A 26,571-nucleotide genomic window follows, 5' to 3' on the forward strand; every position below is an offset into this window, starting at 1 on the left:
ACCGCGCCTGCCCTGCGCGAGGCCGCGCATGATCCGTCGCCTGCACGACACCAACGACCTGGTGCGCGCGTTCCCGCGCGTGCATTTCGTCGGCATCGGCGGCACCGGCATGAGCGGTATCGCCGAAGTGATGCTGACGCTGGGCTACGAAGTGTCCGGCTCGGACAACGCCGACAACGTGGCAACCCGCCGCCTGGCCAGCCTGGGAGCGCGCATCATGCGCGGCCACTCGGCAGCCAACGTGCTGGGCACCGACTGCGTGGTGGTCTCCAGTGCCATCCGCGAAGACAACCCGGAACTGATGGAAGCGCGCAGCCAGCGCATTCCGATCATGCCGCGCGCGGCGATGCTGGCCGAGCTGATGCGCTTCCGCCGCGGCATCGCCGTGGCCGGTACCCATGGCAAGACCACCACCACCAGCCTGACTGCGGCGGTGCTGAGCGAAGGTGGCCTGGACCCGACGTTCGTGATCGGTGGCCAGCTACTGGCTGCCGGTGCCAACGCCAAGCTGGGCGGTGGGCAGTGGCTGGTGGCCGAGGCCGACGAAAGCGATGGCAGCTTCCTGCGCCTGAACCCGCTGATGTCGATCATCACGAACATTGACGCCGACCACCTGGAAAACTACGGCAACGACTTTGCCCGCGTGCAGGCGGCGTTCGCCGAATTCCTGCAGCGCCTGCCGTTCTACGGCCTGGCGGTGCTGTGCATCGACGATCCGGAAGTGGCCGCGCTGGCCGCCAGGACCCCGCGCCACGTGATGAGCTACGGCATGAGCCCGCAGGCCGACGTGCGCGCCGAGAACGTGGTGCAGGAAGGATCGCGCATGCGCTTCACCCTGCGCCTGCCGCAGGGCACCAGCCAGGAAGTGGTGCTGGCGCTGCCGGGCAGGCACAACGTACTCAACGCGCTGGCCGCCGCCGCGGTGGGCTGGCAGCTGGGCGTAGCACCGGACGCCATCGCGCGCGCGCTGGAAGGCTTCGCCGGTGTCGGTCGCCGCTTCAATGATCTGGGCGAAGTGACCACCGCCAGCGGTGCCAAGGTGCGCATCATCGACGACTACGGCCATCACCCGAGCGAGCTGGAGGCGGTATTCGCCGCCGCCCGCGGCGGCTGGGCTGACAAGCGCCTGGTGGTGGCCTTCCAGCCGCACCGCTACAGCCGCACCCGTGACCAGTTCGACAAGTTCGCCGCGGTGCTGTCCAGCGTCGACGCGCTGGTGCTGAGCGAGGTCTATCCGGCCGGTGAGGAACCCATTGCCGGTGCCGACTCGCATGCGCTGGCCCGCGCCATCCGCGCGCGCGGCCGCAGCGAGCCGGTGGTGGTGGGCAAGGCCGCCGAGCTGGCCAGCGTGCTGCCGGACGTGCTGCAGGACGGTGACCTGCTGCTGATGATGGGTGCCGGCGACATCGGTGCCGTGGCCACCCATATCGCGGTGGAAGGCTTCCAGGCGGAGGGCCAGGCGTGAGCGCGCTGACTTTCCCGCCGCTGCGCGTGACCGACCCGGCCGTGTTCGGCCGCGTCGCCGTGCTGCTCGGCGGCAGTTCCAGCGAACGCGAGGTGTCGCTGGATTCAGGCCGCAACGTGCTCGAAGCCCTGCAGTCGCGCGGCGTCGATGCGTTCGCCGTCGATGGCATTCCGGCGCTGGCCAGCGCGCTCGCCGCCGGTGGCATCGACCGCGTGTTCAACATCCTGCATGGCCACAACGGTGGCGGTGAGGACGGCATCGTGCAGGGCCTGATGGACGCCTTCGGTGTGCCGTACACCGGCTCGGACGTGCTGGGTTCGGCGCTGAGCATGGACAAGATCCGCACCAAGCAGGTGTGGCTGTCGCTGGACCTGCCGACCCCGCAGTACCGCAAGGTCGACGCGTCGAACGTGCATGCGCTGGCCGCCGAGCTGGGCCTGCCGGTGGTGGTGAAGCCGGCCAACGAAGGCTCCAGCGTGGGCATCAGCCGGGTCACCGACGAGACCGGCCTGGACGAGGCCGTGGCCCTGGCCGCGCGCTACGACGGCCAGTTGCTGATGGAGCAGATGGTGGTGGGCGATGAGCTGACCGTGGCCATCCTTGGCGACGTTGCCCTGCCGTCGATCCGCATCGTGCCCAAGGGCCAGTGGTACGACTACAACGCCAAGTACATCGCCGAGGACACCCAGTACCTGTGCCCGGGCCTGGACGGTGGCGACGAAGACGAGATCCGCCGCATCGCGCTGGCCGCATTCCGCGCCGCTGGCTGCCGTGGCTGGGGCCGCGTGGACGTGATGCGTGACCGGGCCAGCGGCCATTTCTTCCTGCTGGAAGTGAACACCGCGCCCGGCATGACCAGCCATTCGCTGGTGCCCAAGGCGGCCCGCCAGGCCGGCATCGGTTTCGAGGAACTGGTGTGGCGCGTGCTGGAACAGACCCTGGAGGCCGCGCACGCATGAACGCGCTGCTGCGCATCTTCGTCTGGCTGTTGGCGCTGTCGGTGGTTGCACTGCCGGTGGTGGCCGTGGTCAATGGCTGGGTCGGCGCCGAGCGCTGGCCGCTGGCGAAGCTGCGCGTGCATGGCGAGTTCAAGCGGGTGCCTGCCGAACAGCTGCAGCAGGTGTTGCTGCCATACGCGCGCGCCGGCTTCTTTGCGGTCAAGCTGCAGGATGCGCAGGACGCGCTGGAAAAGCTGCCGTGGGTGGAAAGCGCGCAGGTACGCAAGCAGTGGCCGGACGTGTTGGAAGTGACCCTGGTCGAGCACAAGCCGTTCGCACGCTGGGGCAACGACCGCCTGGTCTCCGAGCAGGGCAAGCTGTTCCCCACGCCGAAGAAACTGTCAGACCTGGAACTGCCGGAGCTGGATGGCCCGGACAGCCAGACCCAGGAAGTGATGAAGCTGTACAGCGACTCGCGTGCCTTGTTCGCACCGGCCGGCGTCGACGTGCGCCGGGTGACGATGGATGCGCGCGGCAGCTGGTCGCTGGTGCTGAGCAACGGCACCGAAGTGGTGGTCGGCCGTGACGACGCGCGCTCGCGCATGCAGCGCTTCGTCAAGGTGCTGCCGCAGCTCAACCGCCAGGACGCGCCGATCGAGCGCGCCGACCTCCGTTACACCAATGGTTTCACGCTGAGCTGGGGTACCCCGGCCACGCCGGCGAAAACGCCGGCGACCCCGGCCAGAAGCACGCAGGAAAGGACATGAATCGCAAGGGTGACAAATCGCTGATCGTTGGCCTGGACATCGGCACCTCCAAGGTGGTGGCGCTGGTGGGCGAGTATTCGCCGGGCAACCCGATCGAGGTGATCGGCATCGGCTCGCACGAATCGCGCGGGTTGAAGCGTGGCGTGGTGGTGGACATCGAATCGACCGTGCAGTCGATCCAGCGTGCGGTGGAAGAAGCCGAGCTGATGGCCGGCTGCGAGATCCGTTCGGTGTACGCCTCGATCTCCGGCAACCACGTGCAGTGCAAGAACTCGCCGGGCATCGTGCCGATCCGCGACGGTGAAGTGACCTGGGGCGACCTGGATCGCGTGCTCGACGCGGCCAAGGCGGTGGCGATCCCGGCCGACCAGAAGATCCTGCACGCGATTCCGCGCGAGTACGTGCTGGACGATTCGCAGGAAGGCATCCGCAACCCGGTCGGCATGACCGGCGTGCGCCTGGAAGTGCATGCGCACTTGGTGGTGTGCGCGCAGTCGGCGGCGGCCAACATCAGCAAGTGCGTGCAGCGCTGCGGCCTGCAGGTGGACGACCTGGTGCTGTCCTCGCTGGCCTCCAGCGTGGCGGTGCTGACCGCCGACGAGCGCGAGCTGGGCGTGGTGCTGGTCGACATGGGCGCCGGTACTACCGACATCGCGGTGTTCGTGCAGGGCGCGATCTGCCACACCGCCTCGCTGCCGATCGCCGGCGACCACGTGACCAACGATATCGCGCACATGCTGCGCACGCCGACCCCGGAAGCCGAGCAGATCAAGGTGCGCTATGCCTGCGCCCTGGCCCAGCTGGCCACGGCCGAGGAGAGCATCCAGGTGCCGTCGGTCGGCGACCGCCCGCCGCGCCGCATGCCGCGCCATTCGCTGGCGCAGGCCGTGCAGGGTCGCTACGAGGAGATCTTCGAGATGGTGCAGGCCGAACTGCGCCGCTCCGGCTTCGAGGAACTGGTGCGCGCCGGCATGGTGCTGACCGGGGGCGCATCGAAGATGGAAGGCGTGGTCGAACTGGCCGAGGAAATGCTGCAGATGCCGGTGCGCGTGGGCATCCCGCAGCACGTCACCGGCCTGGGCGAAGTGGTCGGCAACCCGGTGCACGCCACCGGCGTGGGCCTGCTGCTGATGGGCAGCCAGATCGAGCACCCGCGGCGGCCGTCGCTGCCGACCGGGCGCGCTGGAAGCATGTTCAAGAAGCTCAAGACCTGGTTCCGCGGCGAGTTCTGACGCGGAACCCGTAACTCCGGGCCCGGCCCGGCGCAACACCCGCAGTACCCGCATCACAACGCAACAACGCACTACACAACCCACACAGCCGCAACGGCAACATGACACGCGAAGGCAGGAGGCCCGACCGTCCATGCCACCGACAAGCGGATACAACGAGGACACGGACATGGCGCATTTTGAACTGATCGAAAAGATGGCACCCAATGCGGTGATCAAGGTGGTTGGCGTGGGCGGCGGCGGCGGCAATGCCGTGGCGCACATGGTCAACTCGGCGGTGGACGGCGTGGAGTTCATCACCGCCAACACCGACTCGCAGGCCATCAAGAATTGTGGTGCCAAGCTGCAGCTGCAGCTGGGTACCAACGTGACCAAGGGCCTGGGCGCAGGCGCGAACCCGGAGGTCGGCCGCCAGGCCGCGCTGGAAGACCGTGAGCGCATCATGGACGCGCTGCAGGGCGCGGACATGGTGTTCATCACCGCCGGCATGGGCGGCGGCACCGGCACCGGCGCTGCGCCGGTGGTGGCGCAGCTGGCCAAGGAAATGGGCATCCTGACCGTGGCCGTGGTCACCAAGCCGTTCCCGTTCGAAGGCCGTCGCCGCATGCAGGTGGCGCTGAAGGGCATCGAGGAACTGAGCCAGCACTGCGACTCGCTGATCACGATCCCGAACGAGAAGCTGATCACCGTGCTGGGTCGCAACGCGACCATGATCCAGGCCTTCCGCGCCGCCAATGACGTGCTGCAGGGCGCCGTGCAGGGCATCGCCGACCTCATCGTGCGTCCGGGCCTGATCAACGTCGACTTCGCCGACGTGCGCACCGTCATGTCCGAAATGGGCCTGGCGATGATGGGTACCGGCACTGCACGGGGCGATGACCGCGCCCAGGCCGCTGCCGAATCGGCGATCCAGAACCCGCTGCTGGACGATGTGAACCTGGCCGGTGCCAACGGCATCCTGGTCAACATCACCGCCGGCGCGGACTTCACCATGGCCGAGTTCGACGAGATCGGCCGCACCATCGACGGCTTCGCTTCGGAAGACGCCACCGTCGTGGTCGGCACCGTGCTGGACCCGGACATGCAGGACGAAGTGCGCGTGACCGTGGTGGCCACTGGCCTGAACCGCGTCTCGGCCAGCAAGACCCAGCGTCCGGGCGAGCGTGCACCGATCAAGCTGGTCCGCAACGCCACCACCGGCCAGCCGGAGTTCGGCGAGTTCGACAACGGCGGCGACGCCGTGTCCAAGGCCGTCGGCGGCATGGGCCTGGGCCTGCGTCGCGCCAGCAGCGATACCGCAGCGGCTTCGGCCCCGTCGGCGCCGTCCTCTTCGGCCCCGGCCGCGGCAGAACTGCCGAACGATTACCTGGACATCCCGGCGTTCCTGCGCCGCCAGGCGGACTAAGCGGGCCGGCCCGGGGTTGTCCTCCCCGGGTTGCGCCACCATGTCCTGAAAACGCGGGCGCCGGGCCAGGATGGGCCCGGCCGCCCTGCTTCACGCGCTTTCCCAGCGGCGTGCCGGTGTGTCCTGCCGGTGGCTGTCACTGGCGTTTCAGCCAGGGTAGGGGAGTGCGCGTGTTAATCTAATGTGTCACTTCCGGTCCATCCCCATGATCCAGCAACGCACCCTCAAGAACACGATCCGCGCCACCGGCGTTGGCCTGCATAGTGGTGACAAGGTCTACATGACCCTGCGCCCGGCACCGGTCAACCATGGCATCGTGTTCCGCCGCGTGGACCTGGACCCGGTGGTGGAAGTGCCGGCCAAGGCCGAACTGGTCACCGAAGTGACCCTGTGCACCGGCCTGACCTGCAACGACGCCAAGATCCAGACCGTCGAACACCTGATGTCGGCGCTGGCCGGCCTGGGTGTGGACAACATCATCGTCGAACTGTCCTCGGCCGAGCTGCCGATCATGGACGGTTCGGCCGGCCCGTTCGTGTTCCTGCTGCAGTCGGCAGGCATCGTGGAACAGGATGCGCCCAAGCGCTTCATCCGCGTGCTGAAGACCGTGGAAGTGACCGAGGGCGACAAGGTGGCCCGCTTCACCCCGTACGAGGGTTACAAGCTGGGCTTCACCATCCAGTTCGACCACCCGATGATTCCGGCCAAGCAGTCGCGCCAGGAAATCGAGTTCTCGACGCTGGCCTACACCAAGGAAATCTCCCGCGCGCGCACCTTTGGTTTCATGCGCGACCTGGAGTACATGCGCGAGCGCAACCTGGGCCTGGGCGGTTCGATGGACAACGCCATCGTGCTGGACGAGTTCCGCGTGCTCAACGAAGACGGCTTGCGCTACGCCGACGAATTCGTGCGCCACAAGATCCTGGACGCCATCGGCGACCTCTATCTGGCCGGTGGCCAGGTGCTGGGTGCGTACGAAGGCTTCAAGTCCGGCCACGCGCTCAACAACAAGCTGGTGCGGGCCCTGATGGCCGACGCCAGCGCCCGGGAATGGGTCAGCTTCGACTCGCCGGCCACCCCGGATCCGGTGGAATACGCCACCCCGGCGTACGCCTGATTCCATAGGTTGTTGAATTTAAAGATAAAAACGCCGCCTTCCTGGGCGGCGTTCTTGTTTCCGGCGTCGGCGACGCATTCAGCGTGCTTGAAAGACGTCAAGGCTGGTTCAAGGTCACGGTTTTGTGAACCTGTTGAATCAGAAGCCTGAATTTAACGCAGTTTTAACAACAATCTAACGACAGGCCCCCGGATGGCCGCTAGGATGCGACCCGGCCCCCGAAATGCTTCACGCCGTGGTGACACGCGCGACGGGGAGCGGAGCCGGATGCTCCGTTGCCATCAGGACCGTTTCTTCGGCTTCGAGGGAACGTCCTGCAGGCAAGCCAAGGCGTCGCGTAGCCCTTTGTGCGTGGCGGCTGAAACTGCGTGGGGTCCATTCCGGTTGTCGAGCGCTGGGGAGCGCGTGGGAGTGGGAGACGCAGTCTTGATGGTCACCCTGGTGGCCTTCAGCCCGATGGAACGGGCCGCGTCGAGCAGCTGGGCTTCGGCAAGCCGCAACTTGGCATGCCAGACCGGGGACTCGACGAGAAAAACGAGGTGTTCCCCGTCCACATTGGCCAGCCGGCAACGGCTGCGCAGAGGTGGCGGCAACTGGGGGCGCAACTGACGGTCCAGCGCGTCGAGCCACAAGGCACGCCGCAGCGGGTTCCCGCTTTTGTCCGCCATTACCGCATCCAGCGCCGGTTTCGGTGCCGACGCGGGGCGAACGCTGGATTTCGGCTCAGACATGAAAACTCACTGATGGCATTCAAGAAGATCGTAATCAAAACGCGTGAAGGACAGGCCAAGTCGTCGCCGATCGCGCGTTTGCGGTTCTATTTCGAGGACCGCCCCCGTGCCCTGCTGGGCAGCGTGCTCGGGGTAGGCTGCATTATCGGCCTTGCTGGCGGCATTGGCGCCAGCGCGCTGAATGATTCCCGGCTGCAGGCCAAGGTCGAGCGCCAGGATGCGGAACTGGCCAAGGTCAAGCGCGATGCGCAGACCCAGGTCAATGCGCTGGCGGCCCGCCTCGGCGAGCTGCAGGCCCAGGCGACCCGCCTCAACGCCCTCGGCGAACGGCTGACCCAGATGGGCAAGCTGGAGGACGGCGAGTTCGACTTCAACGAGACCCCCGGCCTCGGTGACGGTGACGCAGGCGGCCCGACCAGCGACATCCCGGTCAAGGACGTCAACGCCGACTTACAGGTGCTGGAGCAGCGCTTCGCTGCTTCAGGCCGCCAGTTGTCGGTGATGGAATCGCTGATGTTCGACCACCAGCTGCAGCAGAACGCGGTGCCGTCGCGCATGCCGATCCGCAACAGCTATGTGACGTCCGGCTTCGGCACCCGTGCCGACCCGTTCGGCCGCGGCGCCGCCACCCACAAGGGCATGGACTTCCACGCAAAGGTCGGTGACCCGGTGATGGCCGTGGCCGAGGGCGTGGTCAGCTTCGCCGGCGTGAAGGGCGGCTACGGCAATGTCGTCGATGTCGACCATGGCAATGGCTATGTCACCCGCTACGCGCACAATTCGCGCCTGGTGGTGAAGGCCGGCGACCTGGTCCGTGCCGGCCAGGAAGTGGCCAAGGCCGGTTCCACCGGCCGTTCGACCGGTGCCCACGTGCACTTCGAGGTGTGGGAGAACGGCAACGTGGTCAACCCGCGCAAGTTCCTCGGCGACGGCGGCAACACGCCGGTCGGCCGCGTCAGCCGCGGCTGACGCCACATTGGGGTGCCGGCTGCCGTCGGCACTACCGCCCCCGGAGTACGGGGGCAGCGCCGTAGGCGCGGGGGTGTGGAGGCGAGGTGAGCGGGGCCCGCGGTTCGCGCAGCGAAGCGTGGGAGCGCCAGCGCGTATGCGCTGACGCGTACCCGGCCAGCGGCCGGCACTACCCCTCGGGGTTGAAACCCCTCGCGCCCGTCCCAAGCTACAATGGGTGTTGCCATCGACAGGGCGCCAGGCGCCCTGTTTCGTTTGCGGCGGACGGATCCCCAGGGGGAGGCCGGGCGTCGTGTCCATCCAACCCGGTTCCTTCAATGATCAACAGCCTGCTTACCCGCGTATTTGGCAGTCGTAACGAACGACAGCTGCGCCAGCTCAACCGCATCGTCGCCAAGATCAATGCGCTGGAGCCGGAGATCGAGAAGCTGTCCGACGAGCAGCTTCAGGCCAAGACGCCGGAGTTCAAGCAGCGCATCGCTGGCGGTGAAGCCCTGGACAAGGTGCTGCCGGAAGCGTTCGCGGTCTGCCGCGAAGCCGGTCGCCGCGTGCTGGGCATGCGCCACCACGACGTGCAGCTGATCGGCGGCATGGTGCTTCACCTGGGCAAGATCGCAGAAATGCGCACCGGTGAAGGCAAGACCCTGGTGGCGACCCTGCCGGTGTACCTCAACGCGCTGGAAGGCAAGGGCGTGCACGTGGTCACCGTGAACGACTACCTGGCCCGCCGCGACGCCGCGCAGATGGGCAAGCTGTACAACTGGCTGGGCCTGAGCGTGGGCGTGGTGTACCCGGGCATGCCGCACAGCGACAAGCGCGAAGCCTACGCCGCGGACATCACCTACGGCACCAACAACGAATTCGGCTTCGACTACCTGCGCGACAACATGGCGCTGTCCAAGGCCGACCGCTACCAGCGCGGCCTGCACTACGCCATCGTCGACGAAGTCGACTCCATCCTGATCGACGAAGCGCGCACCCCGCTGATCATCTCCGGTCCGGCCGATGATTCCCCGGAGCTGTACATCCGCGTCAACCGTGTCGTGCCGCACCTGGTCAAGCAGGAAGCGGAAGACGGCGAAGGCGATTTCTGGGTCGACGAGAAGGGCAAGCAGGTGCACCTGTCCGAAGCGGGCATGGAGCACGCCGAGCAGCTGCTGGTCGAGGCCGGCATCCTCGATGGCGAAACCGAAGGCCTGTACGCGGCGCAGAACCTGACCGTGGTGCACCACCTCAACGCCGCCCTGCGCGCGCACGCGATCTACCAGCGCGACGTGGACTACATCGTGCGCGATGGCGAAGTGGTCATCGTCGACGAGTTCACCGGCCGTACCCTGGCCGGCCGCCGCTGGTCCGATGGCCTGCACCAGGCGGTGGAAGCGAAGGAAGGCGTGCCGGTGCAGCGCGAGAACCAGACGCTGGCGAGCATCACCTTCCAGAACCTGTTCCGCATGTACAAGAAGCTGTCCGGCATGACCGGTACGGCCGATACCGAAGCGTTCGAGTTCCAGAGCATCTATGGCCTGGAAGTGGTGGTGATCCCGACCAACCGCCCGACCATCCGCAAGGACAGCCCGGACCAGGTGTTCCTCAACCGCAAGGGCAAGTTCAATGCGGTGCTGGCCGACATCGAAGAGTGCGCCAAGCGCGGCCAGCCGGTGCTGGTGGGTACCACCTCGATCGAAACCTCGGAAATGCTGTCCGAGCACCTGAGCAAGGCCGGCGTGAAGCACGAAGTGCTCAACGCCAAGCAGCATGACCGCGAAGCCACCATCGTCGCCAACGCCGGCCGTCCGGGCGCGGTGACCATCGCCACCAACATGGCCGGCCGTGGTACCGACATCGTGCTGGGCGGTTCGCTGGAAGCCGAGATCCACGCCCTGGGCGAGGACGCGACCGACGAGCAGAAGGCGGCGGTCAAGGCCGAATGGCAGAAGCGCCACGAGGCAGTAAAGGCGGCCGGCGGCCTGCACATCGTCGGCACCGAGCGCCACGAATCGCGTCGTATCGACAACCAGCTGCGTGGCCGTTCGGGCCGCCAGGGTGACCCGGGTTCGTCCCGCTTCTACCTGTCGCTGGAAGACAACCTGATGCGCATCTTCGCCTCCGACTGGGTGCAGAAGGCCATGCGCATGATGGGCATGAAGGAAGACGACGTCATCGAGGACCGCCTGGTCAGCCGCCAGATCGAAAAGGCGCAGCGCAAGGTCGAAGCCCACAATTTCGACATCCGCAAGAACCTGCTGGACTTCGACGACGTCAACAATGATCAGCGCAAGGTGATCTACGCCCAGCGCGATGAGCTGCTGGACGCCGAATCGGTGAAGGACAACGTCGACGGCATCCGTGACGACGTGATCTTCGACATCGTTGCGCGCTTCGTGCCGCCGAACTCGATCGACGAGCAGTGGGACCTGCGTGGCCTGGAAGCGACCCTGGAGTCGGACTTCGGCCTGCAGATGTCGCTGACCGACCTGGTCAAGCAGCATGAGGAACTGGATGCCGAGGCCATCGCCAGCAAGGTCCAGGAGCGCGTCAACCAGCACTTCGCCGAGAAGGAAGCCAGCCTGGGCGAAGAGACCATGCGCGCGCTGGAGAAGCACGTGATGCTGACCGTGCTGGACCAGAGCTGGAAGGAGCACCTGGCGCGCATGGATTACCTGCGCCAGGGCATCTACCTGCGTGGTTACGCGCAGAAGCAGCCCAAGCAGGAATACAAGAAGGAAGCCTTCGAGCTGTTCTCGGACATGCTGGAGAACGTCAAGCGCGAGGTGGTGACCCTGCTGGCCCGCGTGCGTATCCGCAGCGACGAGGAAGTGCAGGCCCTGGAGGCCGCCGAGCGCCAGCAGGCGCAGGCTCGCCTGAGCCAGTCGCAGTTCCAGCACCAGGATGCGGGCGGCTACAGTGCCGATGAGGAAGCCGCGCAGGTGCAGGCCGCCCAGCAGGGTGTGGCCACGCTGCAGCGCGACGAGCCGAAGATCGGCCGCAATGATCCGTGCCCGTGCGGCAGTGGCAAGAAGTACAAGCACTGCCACGGCCAGCTGAGCTGATCCCGAAGAGCCCCGCGAAAGCGGGGCTTTTCGTTTGTTGCGGGGGAGCTGCACCGGATCCGTGATTGCGCCGGCCGCCCTGTTCTGGGCATGCTTCCTCCATGCCTTCCCCCACCCGATCGATCCACGTCGTGGCCGCCGTCATCACCGACGCCCGTGGCCGCGTGCTGCTCAACCGCCGTACCGAGAACCGCGACATGGCCGGCCTGTGGGAGTTCCCCGGCGGCAAGCGCGAATCCGGCGAGACCTCTGAACAGGCGCTGGTGCGCGAGCTGCGCGAGGAACTGGGCATCGAGGCCGATGTCGGCGAGTGGCTGATGGACGTGCCGCAGCGCTATCCGGACAAGTATCTGACCCTGGAGGTGCGCCACGTGCGCAGCTGGAAGGGGACACCGCGTGGGCGGGAGGGCCAGGCCATAACCTGGGTGGCGCAGGACAAGCTGGGACGCTATTCGATGCCGCCGGCCGACCTGCCGGTGGTGGCCGCACTGCGCCAACCGGACCGCTACCTGATCACGCCGGCGCCGGCTGACGATGCCAGCGGCGTACAGCACTGGCATGACTGCCTGCAGCGCGCGGTCGCGGCGGGCCAGCAGCGCATCCAGCTGCGCCTGCCACCGGAACACCCGCAACGGCAGGCGATGATCGAACAGGCCGTGCGCGCGCATCGTCGCGGCGTGCAGTGGCTGCTCAATCGCGATGTGGCGCTGGCACGTGCACTGGGCGTGGGGGTGCACCTGGGCAGCGAGCAGCTGCAGGACCTGCAGGAACGGCCCTTGCCGGAAGGGCAGCTTGTCGCCGCGTCCTGCCACGACCTGGAGCAGCTGCAGGCGGCGCAGCGGCTGGGCTGCGACTTCGCGGTGCTCGGCCCGGTGCAGGCCACGGCCAGCCATCCCGATGCGGTGCCGCTGGGCTGGGAAGCCTTCGCCGCGCTGCGCGCGCAGGTGTCACTGCCGATCTACGCGTTGGGTGGGATGGCCGCCGGCCATATCGCCGAAGCCCGTCGCCATGGTGGGCAGGGTATCGCTGCGATTGGTGGGCTGTGGCCGGCGTGAGCCGGCATGCGCGGTTCGATCCCTGCGCAGCGGGGCTCTGACCCCATCGCGGCAATCCGGGGTCGGAGCCCTTTCCGCTGGAAAGGGATCCGACCCGTCCGGTCACAACGTGATCCAGAAACACCCGTATTGCCGCCGCAACCCCAGCACCGTCGAAGCGCGCGACACGCTGCCGGGCAGCGTCTGTTCCAGGCGCAGGCCGACCGGATGCCGCACGGTCGGCGGCTCCGGGTCGGATCCCTGCGCCGCAGGGGCCTGATCCTCATCCTGCGATTGCGGCAGCGCCTGCGAGGGATACACCGGTACCACGTCTACCAGGGGCCGCCGCGCCAGCGATTCCAGTTGACCGAGGATGCGCTGCGCACCGGCATCGGAGACTGCGCCCCACAGGTACAGCGACGACAACCGGTTCACATCGTTGCTGAGGATGCCGACGCGCAGTGCGTCCACCAGCTCGCTCAGGCGACGTGGGCAGCGCGCCCCCAGGGTGTCGCGCGACAGGGTGCTGCCGGTGGGCGCGGGCGGTGGCAATCGCGATCGGGCGCCGACACTGTCGCAGGGGCGGTCGGTGTACACGCTCTGCCCCCGTGCATCAGTGCAGCGGTTCAAGCGTGGGGACTGCGCATGGACCACGCTCGACGCCGAGCACAATGACAGCAGCAACAGCAGGAAGGAAAGCCGGTTCATCGACGCAGGGTAGCGCCGATCGTGGTGGCATGGCGTGCTTTCAGCCCTGCAGCAGCTTCAGCACCGACGTGGTCGGCCTGGCCAGGTTCAGGGTGTAGAAGTGCAGGCCCGGCGCGCCGCCCTCGACCAGGCGCTGGCACAGCCTGGCCACCACTTCGGTACCGAACGCCCGCACCGATTCGGCGTCATCGCCATAGGCCTGCATCTTGCGGCTGATCCAGCGCGGGATTTCCGCACCGCACTGCTCGGAGAAACGGCGCAGCTGGCTGAAGTTGGCGATCGGCATGATGCCTGGCGTGATGGGTACCTGCACGCCGAGCCGGCGCACGGCATCGACGAAGTGGAAGTACGCATCCGGGTTGTAGAAATACTGGGTGATCGCCGCGTCCGCGCCGGCATCGATCTTGGCCTTGAAGTGCTTGAGGTCGGCCAGTGCATCGGAGGCCTGTGGATGGGTCTCAGGGTAGGCGCCCACTTCGATGCGGAACGCATCGCCATGTTCGGCGCGGATGAACTCGATCAGCTCGGCGGCGTAGCGCATGTCGCCGGGAAACCCCATGCCGGAGGGCAGGTCGCCGCGCAGCGCCACCAGGCGATGGCAGCCGATGGCGCGGTACAGCTTGAGCAGTTCGCGGATTTCCTGGCGGGTGCCGCCGACACAGGACAGGTGCGGTGCGGCCTCGAAGCCATGGTGCTGGTTGAGGTGGCGCACGGTCTCGGAGGTATAGCTCAGGGTCGAGCCACCAGCGCCGAAGGTACAGGACACGTACTCGGGACCGTAGTCCTTCAGCTTGGCTGCGGCACGATCCAGCTGGCTGCGCTGTTCGTCGGTCTTGGGCGGATAGAACTCGAAGCTGATGGCAGTCATGGCACGGGCGGCGGCGGCGGGTGGGGATCAGTATATCGCTTCATCAAGATGGATGTTCAGTGATTCTGTGTACAGGCGCCGCGAGCGTAAGGCCGTGCAGGTGCTGCCAGCGGTTACCCTGTGCGGCGGATTCCTAGATCGCGCCACACCATGTCCATCGTTCTTACCGATTTCGCCCGTCCCCGCCTGTTCCCGCGCATGCCGCGCGGCAACACCATCCAGGACTGCACTGCCGAACAGTTCGAGGCGTACCTCAATGCCCATGAACCGATGAAGGTCCTGCAAGGTTATGCCCCCTTCTGCAAACTGTTCGTCTATGAGAACTGGACCAGCACCCGGTGCCTGACGGTGCCGATCACCGAGGCCAACCGCCATCTGCTGCGCAGTGGTTACGAGGCGCGCAACCGGGAGGAACTGCCGGTACTGGTGCGCTGGTTCGAAGGCGTGGAATCGCCGCGCGCCAACTATCTGGTCGTCATCCTGTACAGCGCGGAGCAGCTTGCGAAGGAAGGCTCGCCGATCGAGGCTGATTGGGGCATCGTCGGCTGCATCTACACCGCTGAGCCGGACGAGGTGCCGATGGCCCCGATCACGATGATGCGCAATGCGCTGGGCGTGGAAGAGGGCGGCTCCGGCGTGCCGCTGGACCGCGAGGCGTACCGGCGTGCGGTGGAATTCTGGGAGAACAACGCCAATTGGCGGCCGTAGGGGAAGGACAGGCCAGTAGAGCCACGCCATGCGTGGCTGCTTCATCGTTCGACGGTTTTCCACTCCCACCAGGGGTAGTGATACTCGCGGTCGATCGCCTGCCAGTGTTGGCCGCAGCGGGTGCAGGCGACGCTATGGCAGTTGCCCCAGCCATCCTCCGCTGCGTCGAGCGACAGCAGCTGCATCTGCCCGTGTTCGATCAGCCGACGGGGGTCGAAGAACGGGTAGCCGGGGTTGAGCGCACACAGGCAGCCGGTGCCCGCGCGCCAGAAACGCAGCCGCTGCAGCGCCGCCTTCAGGTGCGCCTGGTTGCTGACCAGCATGCCGCCCAGCGCTATGCCTGCGCTGCGCTGCTCGATCAACGTCACGTGCGGTGCCAGCGCGTCCAGCGGCGCCGCATCGAACAGCCGGGCGAGCGTACGCGCGGCGTCGGTGATGCGCCCTCCGTCGCCTGACAGCAGGTCCTGCAGCAGCGCCTGGGCGTGGGCATTGTTGAGCATGGGGGCTGGCGCCGCAGACCAGGGCCAGCGCATCAGCGCGCCTTGCCGATGGCGGCGAAGTGTCCGCCGGTGAGCTGCAGCAGATCGCCCGGTGCCAGTTCCACTTCCAGGCCACGACGGCCGGCGCTGACATGCAGCGTGTGCAGGGATTCCGCACTGGAATCAAGAAAGGTGCGAAGGCGCTTTTTCTGGCCCAGCGGGCTGATGCCACCGACCAGATAGCCGGTCGCACGCTGTGCGGCGTCAGCGGCGGCCATCTCGCATTTCCTGCAGCGGGCAGCTTCGGCCAGCGCCTTCAGGTCCAGCTGGCCGGCGACCGGCACGATGGCCACCAGCAGTTCGTGGGTGTCGGTACTGGCCAGCAGGGTCTTGAACACCTGTGCCGGGTCCAGGCCGAGCTTTTCCACGGCTTCGCCACCATAGGAGGCGGCATGGGCATCGTGCACGTAGCTGCGCACGCTGTGGGCGATGTTCTCGCGCTTGAGCAGATTGATGGCGGGGGTCATGCGCGCATCGTAGCGCGCAGGGAATAACCTGCCTTGACCGAGGCTACTGGTGGGCCCCTGCGATAATGCGCGCTGTACACCGTCTGGACTCTCATCATGCGCGCACCGCCCCTGCTTCATGGCCTGACTCTGGATAGCGAACCGTGCGCGGGCCCGTACCCACCGCAGGGCTTCTGGCCGATCGCCGAAGGTGCACTGGGCAACGGTGATCAGTTCGGTCTGTACTGGCCGCTGGGTCGGGAGGCTGAGCCGCCCGTGGTCTGCGAAATGTTCCATGACGAGGGGCGGATGGTCTTCCGCCATTCCTCGCTGGATGTCTTCGCGCAATGGCTGGATGCCGGTGGCGCGGAACAGGACGACGATGACGGCTGCGAGCCGCGTGAGCACGCGGTACCGGATGCGGGATCGCCGTTGCCCTTGATCGAGCGTGCGCAGCGGCATGTACAGGCTGCCGAACCGGCCCAGGCAATCGCGTTGCTGGAGGATGCCTGCAGGCGCTTTCCGGAACTGCCGCGCGCGTGGGCCATGCTGGCAGGGCAGCAGATGCGCCGGGGCCAGCACGCGGTGGCCGTGGCGGCGGCACGTGCGGCGATCCTGGCCAACTGGGCTTTCGGCATTCCCGAGCCTGGCGTGCTGCGCATGCTGCGGGCCACCGATGCCGCCGGCGATCCTGTGCTGGCAATGGCGCAGCAGATGGGGTTCGCCTTCGGCGGCGCCAAGACCAACGCGGACTATGCGCGGATGCAGGCGTGCATCGATCAGTGCTGGGATGCGGGAGATACGCTGGCGGCACTGCGCATGAGCCAGAACCGCTGCTACGTGTTGAGCAGCGAGACGGTTTCCTTCCAGCAGCGCGAAGGCTTCGATCTGGAGGCCTGGCGGCGCGACTTCGCCGCACGGTGCCAGCGTGCGCTGCACGACGACCGGCAGCGCATGTAGATCCAGCCCGGCGACGCGGGATCAGCGCGACATCGATTGCTGCGTCTGTATCTGTTCCTGGGTCTGCCGCTGTGACAGCTCGTTGTCCAGCGCCTGGCTCTGCCGCGTGCTGTCCTGCAGGTTCTGGTTCACCGCCCGCGACAGGTCGACGTAGGTGCGGTGCATGGCGGGATCGCCGAGCTGGCCCTGCACCGCGAACACGCCCTGGTTGTCCGGCCGCGCCAGCACGGTATCGACCTGGCTCATGCCGGCCAACTTTGACTCGTAAGCCACCTGGCCTGCGGCGTTCTCGAGCTGGCTGCGGTCATTGAACAGCGGCGACAGGCCGCCCTGGCGCCGCTGTTCTTCCAGTGCTTCCAGCTTTTCCACGACCTGCTGGTAACGCGGGTTGTCGGCGTGGCCCGGGGTGGCCATGGTCGGCTCGGCCGCCTGTGCACGCTGCTGCGTGGCCACCTCCAGCGCCCCCAGGGTCGCGCCGCCAGCCTTGCCGTCTACGGTGAGGTGGTGATCCCGCTGGAACTGCTTGACCGCTTCCACGGTGCCGGGGCCGAAATCGCCATCGGCCACCAGCGGCTTGCCGTCCTTGCCCAGGTAGCCCAGGTCGGACAGCTTCTGCTGCATGGCCTGCACCTCATCGCCCTTGCTGCCGTTGACCAGCACGCCGTTGCCCGCAGGCGTGCCCGGTGACCCGTGCGAGGGAGCATGGGTGGGGGTGATGCCGATCTGGACCATGGCCCGGTCGAAGCGCTCATCGCGGCTGGCTACGGCGGCCTGCGACTGGATGCCGTACTTGGTGGCATCGACGAAGTTCTGCACGTCGCCGCGCGTCGGCGGATTGCCAGCCTGGACGGTGCCGCCCTGCAGCGTTTCCGCATTGCCGGCCAGATAGCTGATGAACTGCGGGCCCATGCTGCCGAACTGGTTGTCATAGTCCGCCATGGCCAGCTGCAACTCCGGGTTGGCGGCGATGGCATCGGCCGCGGCCGGATTGGTTGCACGTACCTTGGCGATGGCCTGATCGACACGCTCGATGGCGCTGTCCAGCTTGGCGTTGGTGAGCTCGTCCATCCTGGCCTGCGGAATGGCCTGCAACTTGGCGTCGAGCGCCGCCAGCTGCTGGGTGCTCAATCCGCCCTGCTGGGACAACAGTGCGATGTCACCATCGGTGAAGCCGTTGTCGCGCAGGAAGCGCCTGGCCTGCGGATTGCCGCCGACATCGAACTGCACCAGCCCGAACGAATAGGTGCTTGCGCCTTTCTGTGCGTATGAGAAGTGGTCCAGGTGGCGGGTGTTGCCGCCCAGCTCGGTGTTGAGGAACAGCGTGGACAGCTGTTCGCGCGTAAGGGTGGAATCCGTTGCCATGGTCATCGTCCTTCAATGAGGGTAAAGCGCCGGGCGTGCCCGGCGATTGTCAGCCGGCGCAGTGCTGCTGGGTGAAGCCGAGCAGCTGGCGGATGGCCTGGGTGCCGTAAGCAGCCGGCGCCGGTTCGAGGGCGAACTGGCCAACCATCTGGTTGCTGCACAGCTGCACGTTGCGCCTGCCGGCGGAGGTTTCCTGGGTGCAGTTGGCTGCGAGCAGGGCGTTGGGGCCGCCGCCCATGTTCGTGGCGGCCGTGCAGCCCAGCAGGCGGCCTTCCTGGCCGTTCTCACCCAGCAGCGTGTTGAAGTTCGCCAGCTGGCTGTTGGGATCGCGCAGCACCAGCAGGTCCACGCATTGCTGCTGGCCGTCAGGGGCTTCGCATGCATCCTGGTCGACCAGGCCGTCACGCGTGGCGGACAGCACCTTGAGGCGATCGGCGTACACCTGCTGCAGGCACTGTGCATCGGTGCACAGGTCGCGGGTGTGCTCCTGCCAGCGCTGCTGTTCGGCGTGCAGCTTGCTCTGCCCTGCTGCATCGAGCGTGGCCTGTGCGGCAGTGACCGCCTTGCCCACGTCCGCATCCAGGCCGGTCAGGGTCGGGTCCTTGCAGACCAGGGTCTGTGCCGGCGACGCTGCATCGGCGCAGCCAGCGCTCGTGTCGGCGACCGTGGCGGGCGCGTCGGCGGCCTTGCCTGCGGGGCTGGCCTGTCCGCTGGCCGCAGCCGGAGCCGTAGCGCCGGCTTCGCCGGCAGGTGGGGTGCAGGCGGCCAGCAGGGCCACCCAGCACAGGGGCATCAGGGGCTTCATGGCCCGGTTCAGTCGTTCACGGTTGCGCGGCATGTCCTGTCCTTTGGTGTCTGCGTCCCGGCGCATGGCCTGCCGTTGGCAGCCCACGCGGGCGTAAAGCCTAGCAAGCGGCTTCTTAGTGCTCCGTGACAGGGTGCGCGGATCGGTTGCCGGGTGCCGCAACGCAGAACGGGCGCCCGAAGGCGCCCGTCCTGTCTGCATCCGTTGCCGGGGTCAGAGCCCTTTCATGCGGAAAGGGATCCGACCCCGCGTACGCCGGTAGTGCCGGCCGCTGGCCGGTACCCCGCAGGCATCAGTAGCGGTAGTGGTCCGGCTTGAACGGGCCTTCCACCGGCACGCCGATGTAGTCGGCCTGTTCCTGGCTCAGGGTGGTCAGCTTCACGCCGATCTTTTCCAGGTGCAGGCGGGCCACTTCTTCGTCCAGCTTCTTCGGCAGCAGGTAGACCTTCTTCTCGTAGCTGTCCTTGTTCGCCCACAGGTCGATCTGTGCCAGGGTCTGGTTGGCGAAGCTGTTGGACATCACGAAGCTCGGGTGGCCGGTGGCGCAGCCCAGGTTCACCAGGCGGCCTTCGGCCAGCAGGAAGATCGCGTTGCCGTTCGGGAAGATGTACTTGTCCACCTGCGGCTTGATGTTGACATGCTTGATGCCCGGGTAGGACACCAGTGCATCGACCTGGATCTCGTTGTCGAAGTGGCCGATGTTGCAGACGATGGCCTGGTCCTTCATCGCGCTCAGGTGCTCGATGCGGATGATGTCGCGGTTGCCGGTGGTGGTGACATACAGGTCGGCACGGCCCAGCGTCGACTCGATGGTGTTGACTTCATAGCCTTCCATCGCCGCCTGCAGCGCGCAGATCGGGTCGATCTCGGTGACGATCACGCGCGCGCCGTAGGCACGCAGCGAGGCCGCGCAGCCCTTGCCGACGTCGCCGTAGCCGCAGACCACGGCCACCTTGCCGGCCAGCATCACGTCCATCGCGCGCTTCAGGCCGTCGGCCAGCGACTCGCGGCAGCCGTACAGGTTGTCGAACTTGCTCTTGGTGACCGAGTCGTTGACGTTGATCGCCGGGATCAGCAGGGTGCCGGCCTGCGCCAGCTGGTACAGGCGGTGCACACCGGTGGTGGTCTCTTCGGAGACGCCCTTCCAGTCCTTCACCACGCGGCCCCAGTAACCCGGGCGCTCCTTGGCCACGCGCTTGAGCAGGTTCTTGATGACCTGTTCTTCGTGCGAGGCAGAGGGGGTGTTGACCCAGTCGCTGCCGTTTTCCAGTTCGTAGCCCTTGTGGATCAGCAGGGTCACGTCACCGCCGTCGTCGACCACCAGTTCCGGGCCGGTCAGGGTGCCGTCGGCCAGGGTGAAGGTCAGCGCGTCCAGGGTGCAGTCCCAGTACTCTTCCAGGGTCTCGCCCTTCCAGGCGAACACCGGGGTGCCGGTGGCGGCGATGGCGGCAGCCGCGTGGTCCTGGGTCGAGAAGATGTTGCACGAGGCCCAGCGCACATCGGCGCCGATGTCCTTCAGGGTCTCGATCAGCACCGCGGTCTGGATGGTCATGTGCAGCGAGCCGGTCACGCGCACGCCCTTCAGCGGCAGTTCGGCCTGGTACTTGCGGCGGATCGACATCAGGCCCGGCATTTCGTGCTCGGCGATGTCCAGTTCCTTGCGGCCCCAGTCGGCCAGCGTGATATCGCGGATCTTGTAATCACCTTCGGTGGAGAAGGTCTTGGCAACAGCGTTCATTCGTGTGCTCCGGTTGTGGGCGAGCGGATGCTCGCATCTAGCCGGGCGCCGTTGTTACAAAGCCACCTTACCGAGCCTGGCCGGGCCTCGTGGGATCCGGTCGCAGCGCCCCTCGGCAGGGGAGAACCCCAATTATATCGCGGCCCCAGCGTGACATCGGCATGACCCAACCATCGGCAGATGGGGCCACGTGCACGGCCTGTTAAGGTCGGTGTTTTCACGCATCACACAGGTGGAACGATGAGCATGCACGCGCGCCGCACACGGCGCTGGACCGGCCTGGTCCTGTCGATGGGGCTGCTGGCGGTGGCCCCGCTGGCCTGGGCGGCCGCTTCGCAGCCCGTTGCCGCGCAGGCGCAGGGTGTCAACGGCTACGAACTGCCATCGGCCGCACTGCAGGCAGTGGTCGATGCCCCGCGCGCGCCGTCGCTGTTCCTGTCGCCGCGCCGCGACGTGGCCGCGATGATGCAGATGCCGTCGCTGCCGTCGATCCAGGTGGTGGCGCAGCCGGAACTGAAGCTGGCCGGCCTGCGCATCAACCCGCGCACGTTCTCCGACAGCCGCTTCAGCTTCGGCGAGAAGCTGTGGCTGATGAACGTGGCCGATGGCAAGGAGCGGCAGATCAGTGGCCTGCCGGCCACGCTGTCGATCGCCAGTGTGATGTGGTCGCCGGACCAGAAGTGGCTGGCGTTCAACCAGGTCGATGCCGCCAGTGGCGCCAATGAACTGTGGCTGGTGGATGTGGCCGGTGGCAGTGCCCGTCGCCTGGTTGCCGGCCTGAACACGGTGATCGGTAGCGGCTACCAGTGGCTGCCGGACAGCCGCGGGCTGGTGGTGTTCGCCCGCCCGGCCAACCTGGGGCCAGCCCCGGCCGCCGACGGCGTCCCGACCGGCCCTGCCGTGCAGCAGACCAGCCAGGGCGGCGGCGTGGTGTCGATCCGTACCTATCAGGACCTGCTGAAGAACGAAGCCGACGCTCGCCAGTTCGATTACTACGCTACTACCCAGCCGATGGAAGTCGGCCTGGATGGCAGTACCCGCGCGATCGGTGCGGCCGGCATCTTCATGGGCTTCTCGGTGTCGCCTGACGGCCGCTTCGTGCTGCGCCAGCCGGTGCAGCGTCCGTACTCCTACGTGGTGCCGGTAAGCAGTTTTCCGCGCCGCATTGAAGTAATCGACCGGGCCACCGGCAAGCTGGTGCATACCGTGGCGGTGCGCCCGCTGGTGGAAGGCCTGCCGACCGGCAACGATGCCGAAGTGACCGGCGTGCGCGACATCAGCTGGCGCGGTGATGCCGATGCCACCCTGGTCTGGGCCGAAGCGCAGGACGGTGGTGATCCGAACCAGGAGGCCAAGGTGCGCGATGCGGTGCTGATGCAGGCCGCGCCGTTCGACAAGCCGCCGGTCACCCTGGCCCAGCTTGGCAGCCGCCTGAGCGGCATCAACTGGGGCCGTGGCGACCTGGCCCTGCTGACCGAGTCGTGGTGGAAGACCCGCAGGACCAAGACTTGGCTGATCGCCCCGGACAACGCCGGTGTCGAGCCGCGCCTGCTGTGGGATCGTGACGCGCAGGACCGTTACGCCGATCCGGGGCGGCCGCTGCTGGCCAGCGATGAACGTGGTCGCTCGCTGCTGCAGACCAGCCCGGATGGCAGCAGCCTGTACCTGGCCGGCGCCGGTGCTTCGCCGGAGGGCGACCGCCCGTTCGTGGACCGCTTCGACATCGCCACGGGCAAGGCGACGCGCCTGTTCCATTCGCAGGCGCCGAGCTATTCGCTGCCGGTGGCATTGCTGGACAACCAGGGCAATTCGCTGCTGCTGAGCCGCGAGAGCCCGGACGAACCGGCCAACTACTACGTGCAGTCGCTGGCCGATGCCCGTGCCGCACCGCGCGCGCTGACCCGTTTCGCCCATCCGCTGCCGCAGCTGAAGGGCGTGCAGAAGGAGCAGATCCGCTACAAGCGCAAGGATGGGGTCGACCTGACCGCGACACTGCTGCTGCCGCCGGGCTACGACCCCAAGCGCGACGGCCCGCGCCCGCTGCTGATGTGGGCCTACCCGGGCGAGTTCAAGAGCGCGGCCGCGGCCAGCCAGGTGACCGATTCGCCGTATCGCTTCAATGCGGTCAGCTACTGGGGCCCGCAGGCGTTCCTGGCCAAGGGCTATGTGGTGCTGGCCAGCCCGTCGATGCCGATCATTGGCGAGGGCGACAAGGAACCCAACGACACCTACATCGAACAGCTGGTGGCCAATGCGCAGGCGGCGGTGGATGAAGTGGTGCGGCGTGGTGTGACCGATCGCGAGCGCATCGCCATCGGCGGCCATTCCTACGGTGCGTTCATGACCGCCAACCTGCTGGCGCACACCCGCCTGTTCAAGGCCGGCATCGCGCGCAGCGGTGCCTACAACCGCACGCTTACTCCGTTCGGTTTCCAGGCCGAGGAGCGCAACTACTGGCAGGCGCAGGACGTCTACCAGAAGATGGCGCCGTTCAATTACGCCGACAGGATCAAGGATCCGATCCTGTTCATCCACGGCGTGGACGACAACAACTCCGGCACCTTCCCGATCCAGAGCGAGCGCATGTTCGCCGCGGTGAAGGGCCTGGGTGGTACCGCGCGGCTGGTGATGCTGCCCAACGAATCGCATGCCTACCGGGCACGCGAATCGATCATGACCATGCTGGCCGAGAGCGAGCGCTGGCTGGAGCAGACCATCGGCCCGGCCGAGCAGGGCAAGGCGAAGAAGAAGCGCTGATACCTGCATGAGGGCGGCCCCTGTAACAGGGGCCGCCTGTGCGGCTGCGGCGCCGCCCGAGCATGGGCTCGGGCGCTACACGGTGTCACGCGCCACGACGCTTGTAGAGCCGAGCCCATGCTCGGCTGCGTCCGCCAGGGATGCGTGCAGATGAAACCATTTTTGCATCGCAGCACGCTGCCCGTTCTGGTTTAGGCTTGGGATCTGGATCCGTTGACCGAGGCCTGTGCGTCGCCGATGAACGAGTACCGCAGCAGCATCGAGTTTGCTTCCCCCGATCTTCCGCTTCGCGATGACGTGCGCCGGCTCGGCGCACTGGTCGGTGACCTGCTGGTCGAGCAGGTATCGGCGGCCTTCCTCGACGAGGTCGAGGACGTGCGCACCCGCGCCATCGCCCGTCGCGAGAACCAGGCGCCGCTGTCGGAGCTGGCCGAAGGGCTGGCCGGGCGCACGCCGCAGCAGGCCGAGACCATGGTGCGGGCCTTCAGCACCTACTTCCAAGTTGTCAACATTGCCGAGCGCGTGCATCGCATCCGCCGCCGCCGTGACTACCAGCGTGCCGGTACCGCAGGGGCGCAGCCTGACGGCCTGCAGGATGCGCTGCAGCACCTGAAGGCGCGGGGCGTGGGCCTGGACGAGCTGGCGCAGTGGCTGCCGCGCATCGACATCGAACCGGTGTTTACCGCGCACCCGACCGAAGCGGTGCGCCGTGCGCTGCTGGAGAAAGAGCAGCTGATGGTGGCCAGCCTGGTCGACAACCTCGACGGCCAGCGCACGCCGGGGGAAGCGGCCGCCGATGCTGCGCGCTTCCGCATGGCGCTGACCGCGTCGTGGCAGACCACTGACTCTTCGCCGGTGCGGCCCACTGTCGATGACGAGCGCGAGCACGTCGGCTTCTATCTGGTGCAGGTGCTGTACCGCGTGATTCCGGTGCTGTACGAATCGCTGCAGCAGGCGCTGCGCGATACCTATGGTGAAGAGCTGCCACTGCCGCGCCTGCTGCGCTTCGGTACGTGGGTGGGCGGGGACATGGACGGCAACCCGAACGTGGATGCCCACACCATCTGCAGTACGCTGGATGCGCAGCGGCAGGCGGTACTGGCGCGCTACCAGAAGGAACTGCTGCAGCTGGCCAGCCTGCTCAGCCAGTCCACCGAGCGGGTGGGCGTGAGCGATGCGCTGCAGGCGCGCGTGGCGCACTACCAGCAGCTGCTGCCGCAGGTACAGTCGCGCCCGCGCCATGCCGACATGCCCTACCGCCTGCTCAACGATCGCATGCGCGCGCGCCTGCAGGCCACGCTGGAAGAGGGCGAGGGCGCTTACGCCGGCCCGGATGAACTGATCGACGACCTGCAGCTGATCCTCGACAGCCTGCGCGCGAACCGCGGCGAGCATGCCGGTGGCTTCGCCGTGCAGCGGCTGTTGTGGCGGGTGAAGACGTTCGGCTTCCATCTGGCGCGGTTGGACGTGCGCCAGGAATCGAGCGTGCATGCGCGCGCGCTGGCGGCGGTGCTGGGCGGCGACGCAGCGTGGGACGGCCTGGATGCATTGGGCCGCGCGCGCCTGCTGGCACCGCATGCCAGCGGTGAGGTGCCGTTGCCGGAAGGCGACGACGACGGCAACCGGCGGCTCGACGCCGTGTTCGCTGCATTGGCCGATGCCCGTGCGCGGCATGGCGGCGATGCACTGGGCAGTTACATCATCTCGATGGCGCACGACCGCAGCGACGTGCTGGCGGTGCTGGCGCTGGCGCGGCGTGGTGGCCTGGTCGATGCCGATGGCGGCGTGCCGCTCGATATCGCGCCGCTGTTTGAAACTGTGGACGACCTCAAGCGCGGTACCGCCACGCTGCGCGACCTGCTGGAGGATCCGGTGTACCGCGCGCACCTGCAGGCACGCGACGACGTGCAGATGGTGATGCTGGGCTATTCGGACAGCAGCAAGGACGGCGGCATCGCCGCCTCGCGCTGGGGCCTGCAGCGCGCGCAGGTGGAACTGCTGGAGGTGGCGGCCGAGGCCGGCATCCGATTGACCTTCTTCCATGGCCGGGGCGGCTCGATCAGCCGTGGCGGTGGCAAGACCACGCATGCGGTCGATGCGTCGCCGCGCGGCAGCATCGATGGCCGCCTGCGGGTGACCGAGCAGGGCGAGGTGATCCATCGCAAGTACGGCATCCGCGCGCTGGCCCTGCGCTCGCTGGAACAGGCCACCGGTGCAGTGCTGCGCGCCAGCCTGCGCCCGCGCGCCGCCGAGCCGCGCGAGGATGACTGGCGGCCGGTGATGGATGCGGTGGCTGCGGCCAGCAGCGAGGTGTATCGCGCGTTCGTCGGCCAGCCCGGTTTCATGGATTACTTCCGTACCGCCACGCCGATCGACGTGATCGAGCGGATGACGCTGGGTTCGCGGCCGTCGCGCCGGCTCGGCCAGGACGCAGCGCTGGGCAACCTGCGTGCGATTCCCTGGGTGTTCGCCTGGAGCCAGGCGCGTGCGGTGATTCCCGGCTGGTACGGCGTGGGCAGTGGCCTGCAGGCCGCGGTCGATGCCGGCCACGAACAGACCCTGCGCGATATGGCGCGGGACTGGCCGTTCTTCCGTACCTTCCTGGACGACATCGCGATGGTGCTGTCCAAGGGCGATATCACCATCGCCCAGCAGTTCTCGCTGTTGTCGGGTGAACTGCACGGGCGCTTCTTCCCGCAGGTGCAGCGCGAACTGGAGCTCACCCGGCGCTGGCTGCTGGCGTTGATGGACCAGAAGACGCTCCTGGACCACGACGCGCGGCTGGCGCTGTCGATCCGCCTGCGCAATCCCTACGTCGATCCGATCAGCGTGCTGCAGGTGGATCTGCTGCAGCGCTGGCGGGCCAGCGGGCGCGAGGATGACGATCTGCTGCGCGCGCTGGTGGCGTGCGTGAACGGCGTTTCGCAGGGCGTGCAGAACACAGGGTGACCTGGCGTTGGTAGTGCCGGCCG

At 67.3% G+C, this 26,571-nt stretch carries 20 protein-coding genes, 1 pseudogene and 1 riboswitch; of the genes and pseudogenes, 13 read left to right on the forward strand and 8 right to left on the reverse strand.

All coding sequences use genetic code 11. The features are described 5' to 3' along the window. Window positions 1-28: 28 nt before the first annotated feature. The 6 genes and pseudogenes from murC (at window position 29) to lpxC (ending at window position 6,924) form a co-directional block, all read left to right on the forward strand. Complete coding sequence (gene murC / locus ROV93_RS11320) at window positions 29-1,465, forward strand: UDP-N-acetylmuramate--L-alanine ligase (RefSeq protein ID WP_061478391.1); 1,437 nt, start codon at window positions 29-31, stop codon at window positions 1,463-1,465. Beyond that, window positions 1,462-2,424, forward strand: coding sequence for a D-alanine--D-alanine ligase (locus ROV93_RS11325; protein ID WP_312539808.1), 963 nt, complete (start codon window positions 1,462-1,464; stop codon window positions 2,422-2,424). Before murC ends, ROV93_RS11325 begins: the two co-directional genes overlap by 4 nt. Further along, window positions 2,421-3,095: pseudogene (locus ROV93_RS11330) on the forward strand (cell division protein FtsQ/DivIB); the annotation flags it as partial. The gene ROV93_RS11325 and the pseudogene ROV93_RS11330, both read left to right, overlap by 4 nt. Window positions 3,096-3,166: 71 nt before the next feature. Next, complete coding sequence (gene ftsA, locus ROV93_RS11335) at window positions 3,167-4,402, forward strand: cell division protein FtsA (RefSeq protein WP_005408083.1); 1,236 nt, start codon at window positions 3,167-3,169, stop codon at window positions 4,400-4,402. A gap of 169 nt (window positions 4,403-4,571) precedes the next feature. Further along, on the forward strand, window positions 4,572-5,807 hold the full coding sequence (gene ftsZ / locus ROV93_RS11340) for a cell division protein FtsZ (RefSeq protein WP_088497852.1): 1,236 nt from the start codon (window positions 4,572-4,574) through the stop codon (window positions 5,805-5,807). A 205-nt stretch (window positions 5,808-6,012) separates the two neighbouring features. Next, window positions 6,013-6,924: a UDP-3-O-acyl-N-acetylglucosamine deacetylase gene (lpxC, locus tag ROV93_RS11345; RefSeq protein WP_180890772.1), complete on the forward strand. Its 912-nt coding sequence runs from the start codon at window positions 6,013-6,015 to the stop codon at window positions 6,922-6,924. Window positions 6,925-7,205: 281 nt separating this feature from the next. Here lpxC and ROV93_RS11350 read toward each other — a convergent pair whose 3' ends face one another. Further along, window positions 7,206-7,655, reverse strand: coding sequence for a DUF721 domain-containing protein (locus ROV93_RS11350; protein WP_049413132.1), 450 nt, complete (start codon window positions 7,653-7,655; stop codon window positions 7,206-7,208). Window positions 7,656-7,667: 12 nt separating this feature from the next. Between ROV93_RS11350 and ROV93_RS11355 the strand changes: the two genes are divergently transcribed. From ROV93_RS11355 to ROV93_RS11365, 3 genes are all read left to right on the forward strand, one after another. Then, complete coding sequence (locus tag ROV93_RS11355; RefSeq protein ID WP_033834438.1) at window positions 7,668-8,624, forward strand: M23 family metallopeptidase; 957 nt, start codon at window positions 7,668-7,670, stop codon at window positions 8,622-8,624. Between the two features lie 317 nt (window positions 8,625-8,941). After that, on the forward strand, window positions 8,942-11,674 hold the full coding sequence (gene secA, locus ROV93_RS11360; protein ID WP_312539815.1) for a preprotein translocase subunit SecA: 2,733 nt from the start codon (window positions 8,942-8,944) through the stop codon (window positions 11,672-11,674). A 101-nt stretch (window positions 11,675-11,775) separates the two neighbouring features. Beyond that, window positions 11,776-12,729, forward strand: coding sequence for a Nudix family hydrolase (locus ROV93_RS11365; protein WP_072167855.1), 954 nt, complete (start codon window positions 11,776-11,778; stop codon window positions 12,727-12,729). 102 nt (window positions 12,730-12,831) lie between these two features. Here the strand turns inward: ROV93_RS11365 and ROV93_RS11370 are convergent, their stop codons facing one another. Next, window positions 12,832-13,416 (reverse strand): DUF4124 domain-containing protein, encoded by a 585-nt coding sequence (locus tag ROV93_RS11370; RefSeq protein ID WP_072167856.1) that lies wholly within the window; start codon window positions 13,414-13,416, stop codon window positions 12,832-12,834. A gap of 40 nt (window positions 13,417-13,456) precedes the next feature. Further along, window positions 13,457-14,284 (reverse strand): methylenetetrahydrofolate reductase [NAD(P)H], encoded by an 828-nt coding sequence (gene metF / locus ROV93_RS11375; protein ID WP_072167857.1) that lies wholly within the window; start codon window positions 14,282-14,284, stop codon window positions 13,457-13,459. Between the two features lie 150 nt (window positions 14,285-14,434). Between metF and ROV93_RS11380 the strand changes: the two genes are divergently transcribed. Continuing rightward, on the forward strand, window positions 14,435-14,992 hold the full coding sequence (locus ROV93_RS11380) for a DUF3228 family protein (RefSeq protein WP_072167858.1): 558 nt from the start codon (window positions 14,435-14,437) through the stop codon (window positions 14,990-14,992). Window positions 14,993-15,033: 41 nt separating this feature from the next. Here ROV93_RS11380 and ROV93_RS11385 read toward each other — a convergent pair whose 3' ends face one another. After that, window positions 15,034-15,525: a hypothetical protein gene (locus ROV93_RS11385; RefSeq protein WP_072167859.1), complete on the reverse strand. Its 492-nt coding sequence runs from the start codon at window positions 15,523-15,525 to the stop codon at window positions 15,034-15,036. After that, window positions 15,525-15,998 carry a Cys-tRNA(Pro) deacylase gene (gene ybaK, locus ROV93_RS11390; protein WP_072167860.1) on the reverse strand — a complete coding sequence of 158 codons (474 nt, stop codon included), beginning with the start codon at window positions 15,996-15,998 and terminating at the stop codon, window positions 15,525-15,527. The genes ROV93_RS11385 and ybaK overlap by 1 nt, the downstream gene beginning before the upstream one ends. A 96-nt stretch (window positions 15,999-16,094) precedes the next feature. On the opposite strand from ybaK, the gene ROV93_RS11395 reads away from it, so the two are divergent. Next, complete coding sequence (locus tag ROV93_RS11395; protein WP_080376934.1) at window positions 16,095-16,937, forward strand: tetratricopeptide repeat protein; 843 nt, start codon at window positions 16,095-16,097, stop codon at window positions 16,935-16,937. 21 nt (window positions 16,938-16,958) lie between these two features. Here ROV93_RS11395 and ROV93_RS11400 read toward each other — a convergent pair whose 3' ends face one another. The 3 genes from ROV93_RS11400 to ahcY form a co-directional block, all read right to left on the reverse strand. After that, window positions 16,959-18,299 (reverse strand): peptidoglycan-binding domain-containing protein, encoded by a 1,341-nt coding sequence (locus ROV93_RS11400; RefSeq protein WP_227838008.1) that lies wholly within the window; start codon window positions 18,297-18,299, stop codon window positions 16,959-16,961. Window positions 18,300-18,348: 49 nt separating this feature from the next. Beyond that, window positions 18,349-19,104 (reverse strand): hypothetical protein, encoded by a 756-nt coding sequence (locus tag ROV93_RS11405; RefSeq protein WP_229298511.1) that lies wholly within the window; start codon window positions 19,102-19,104, stop codon window positions 18,349-18,351. A gap of 292 nt (window positions 19,105-19,396) precedes the next feature. After that, a complete protein-coding gene (gene ahcY / locus ROV93_RS11410; protein WP_072167863.1) occupies window positions 19,397-20,842 on the reverse strand; it encodes an adenosylhomocysteinase in 1,446 nt (481 codons plus the stop codon). Window positions 20,843-20,878: 36 nt separating this feature from the next. After that, a riboswitch (S-adenosyl-L-homocysteine riboswitch) is annotated at window positions 20,879-20,962 on the reverse strand. Window positions 20,963-21,082: 120 nt separating this feature from the next. On the opposite strand from ahcY, the gene ROV93_RS11415 reads away from it, so the two are divergent. Together ROV93_RS11415 and ppc are read left to right on the forward strand one after the other, a co-directional pair. Further along, entirely contained in the window at window positions 21,083-23,599 is a 2,517-nt protein-coding gene (locus ROV93_RS11415; RefSeq protein WP_072167864.1) for a prolyl oligopeptidase family serine peptidase, read from the forward strand. Window positions 23,600-23,836: 237 nt separating this feature from the next. Further along, window positions 23,837-26,548, forward strand: coding sequence for a phosphoenolpyruvate carboxylase (ppc, locus tag ROV93_RS11420; protein WP_072167865.1), 2,712 nt, complete (start codon window positions 23,837-23,839; stop codon window positions 26,546-26,548). Window positions 26,549-26,571 lie beyond the last annotated feature (23 nt).

It is taken from the genome of Stenotrophomonas maltophilia group sp. msm4, assembly GCF_032025605.1.
Taxonomy (GTDB): domain Bacteria; phylum Pseudomonadota; class Gammaproteobacteria; order Xanthomonadales; family Xanthomonadaceae; genus Stenotrophomonas; species Stenotrophomonas sepilia.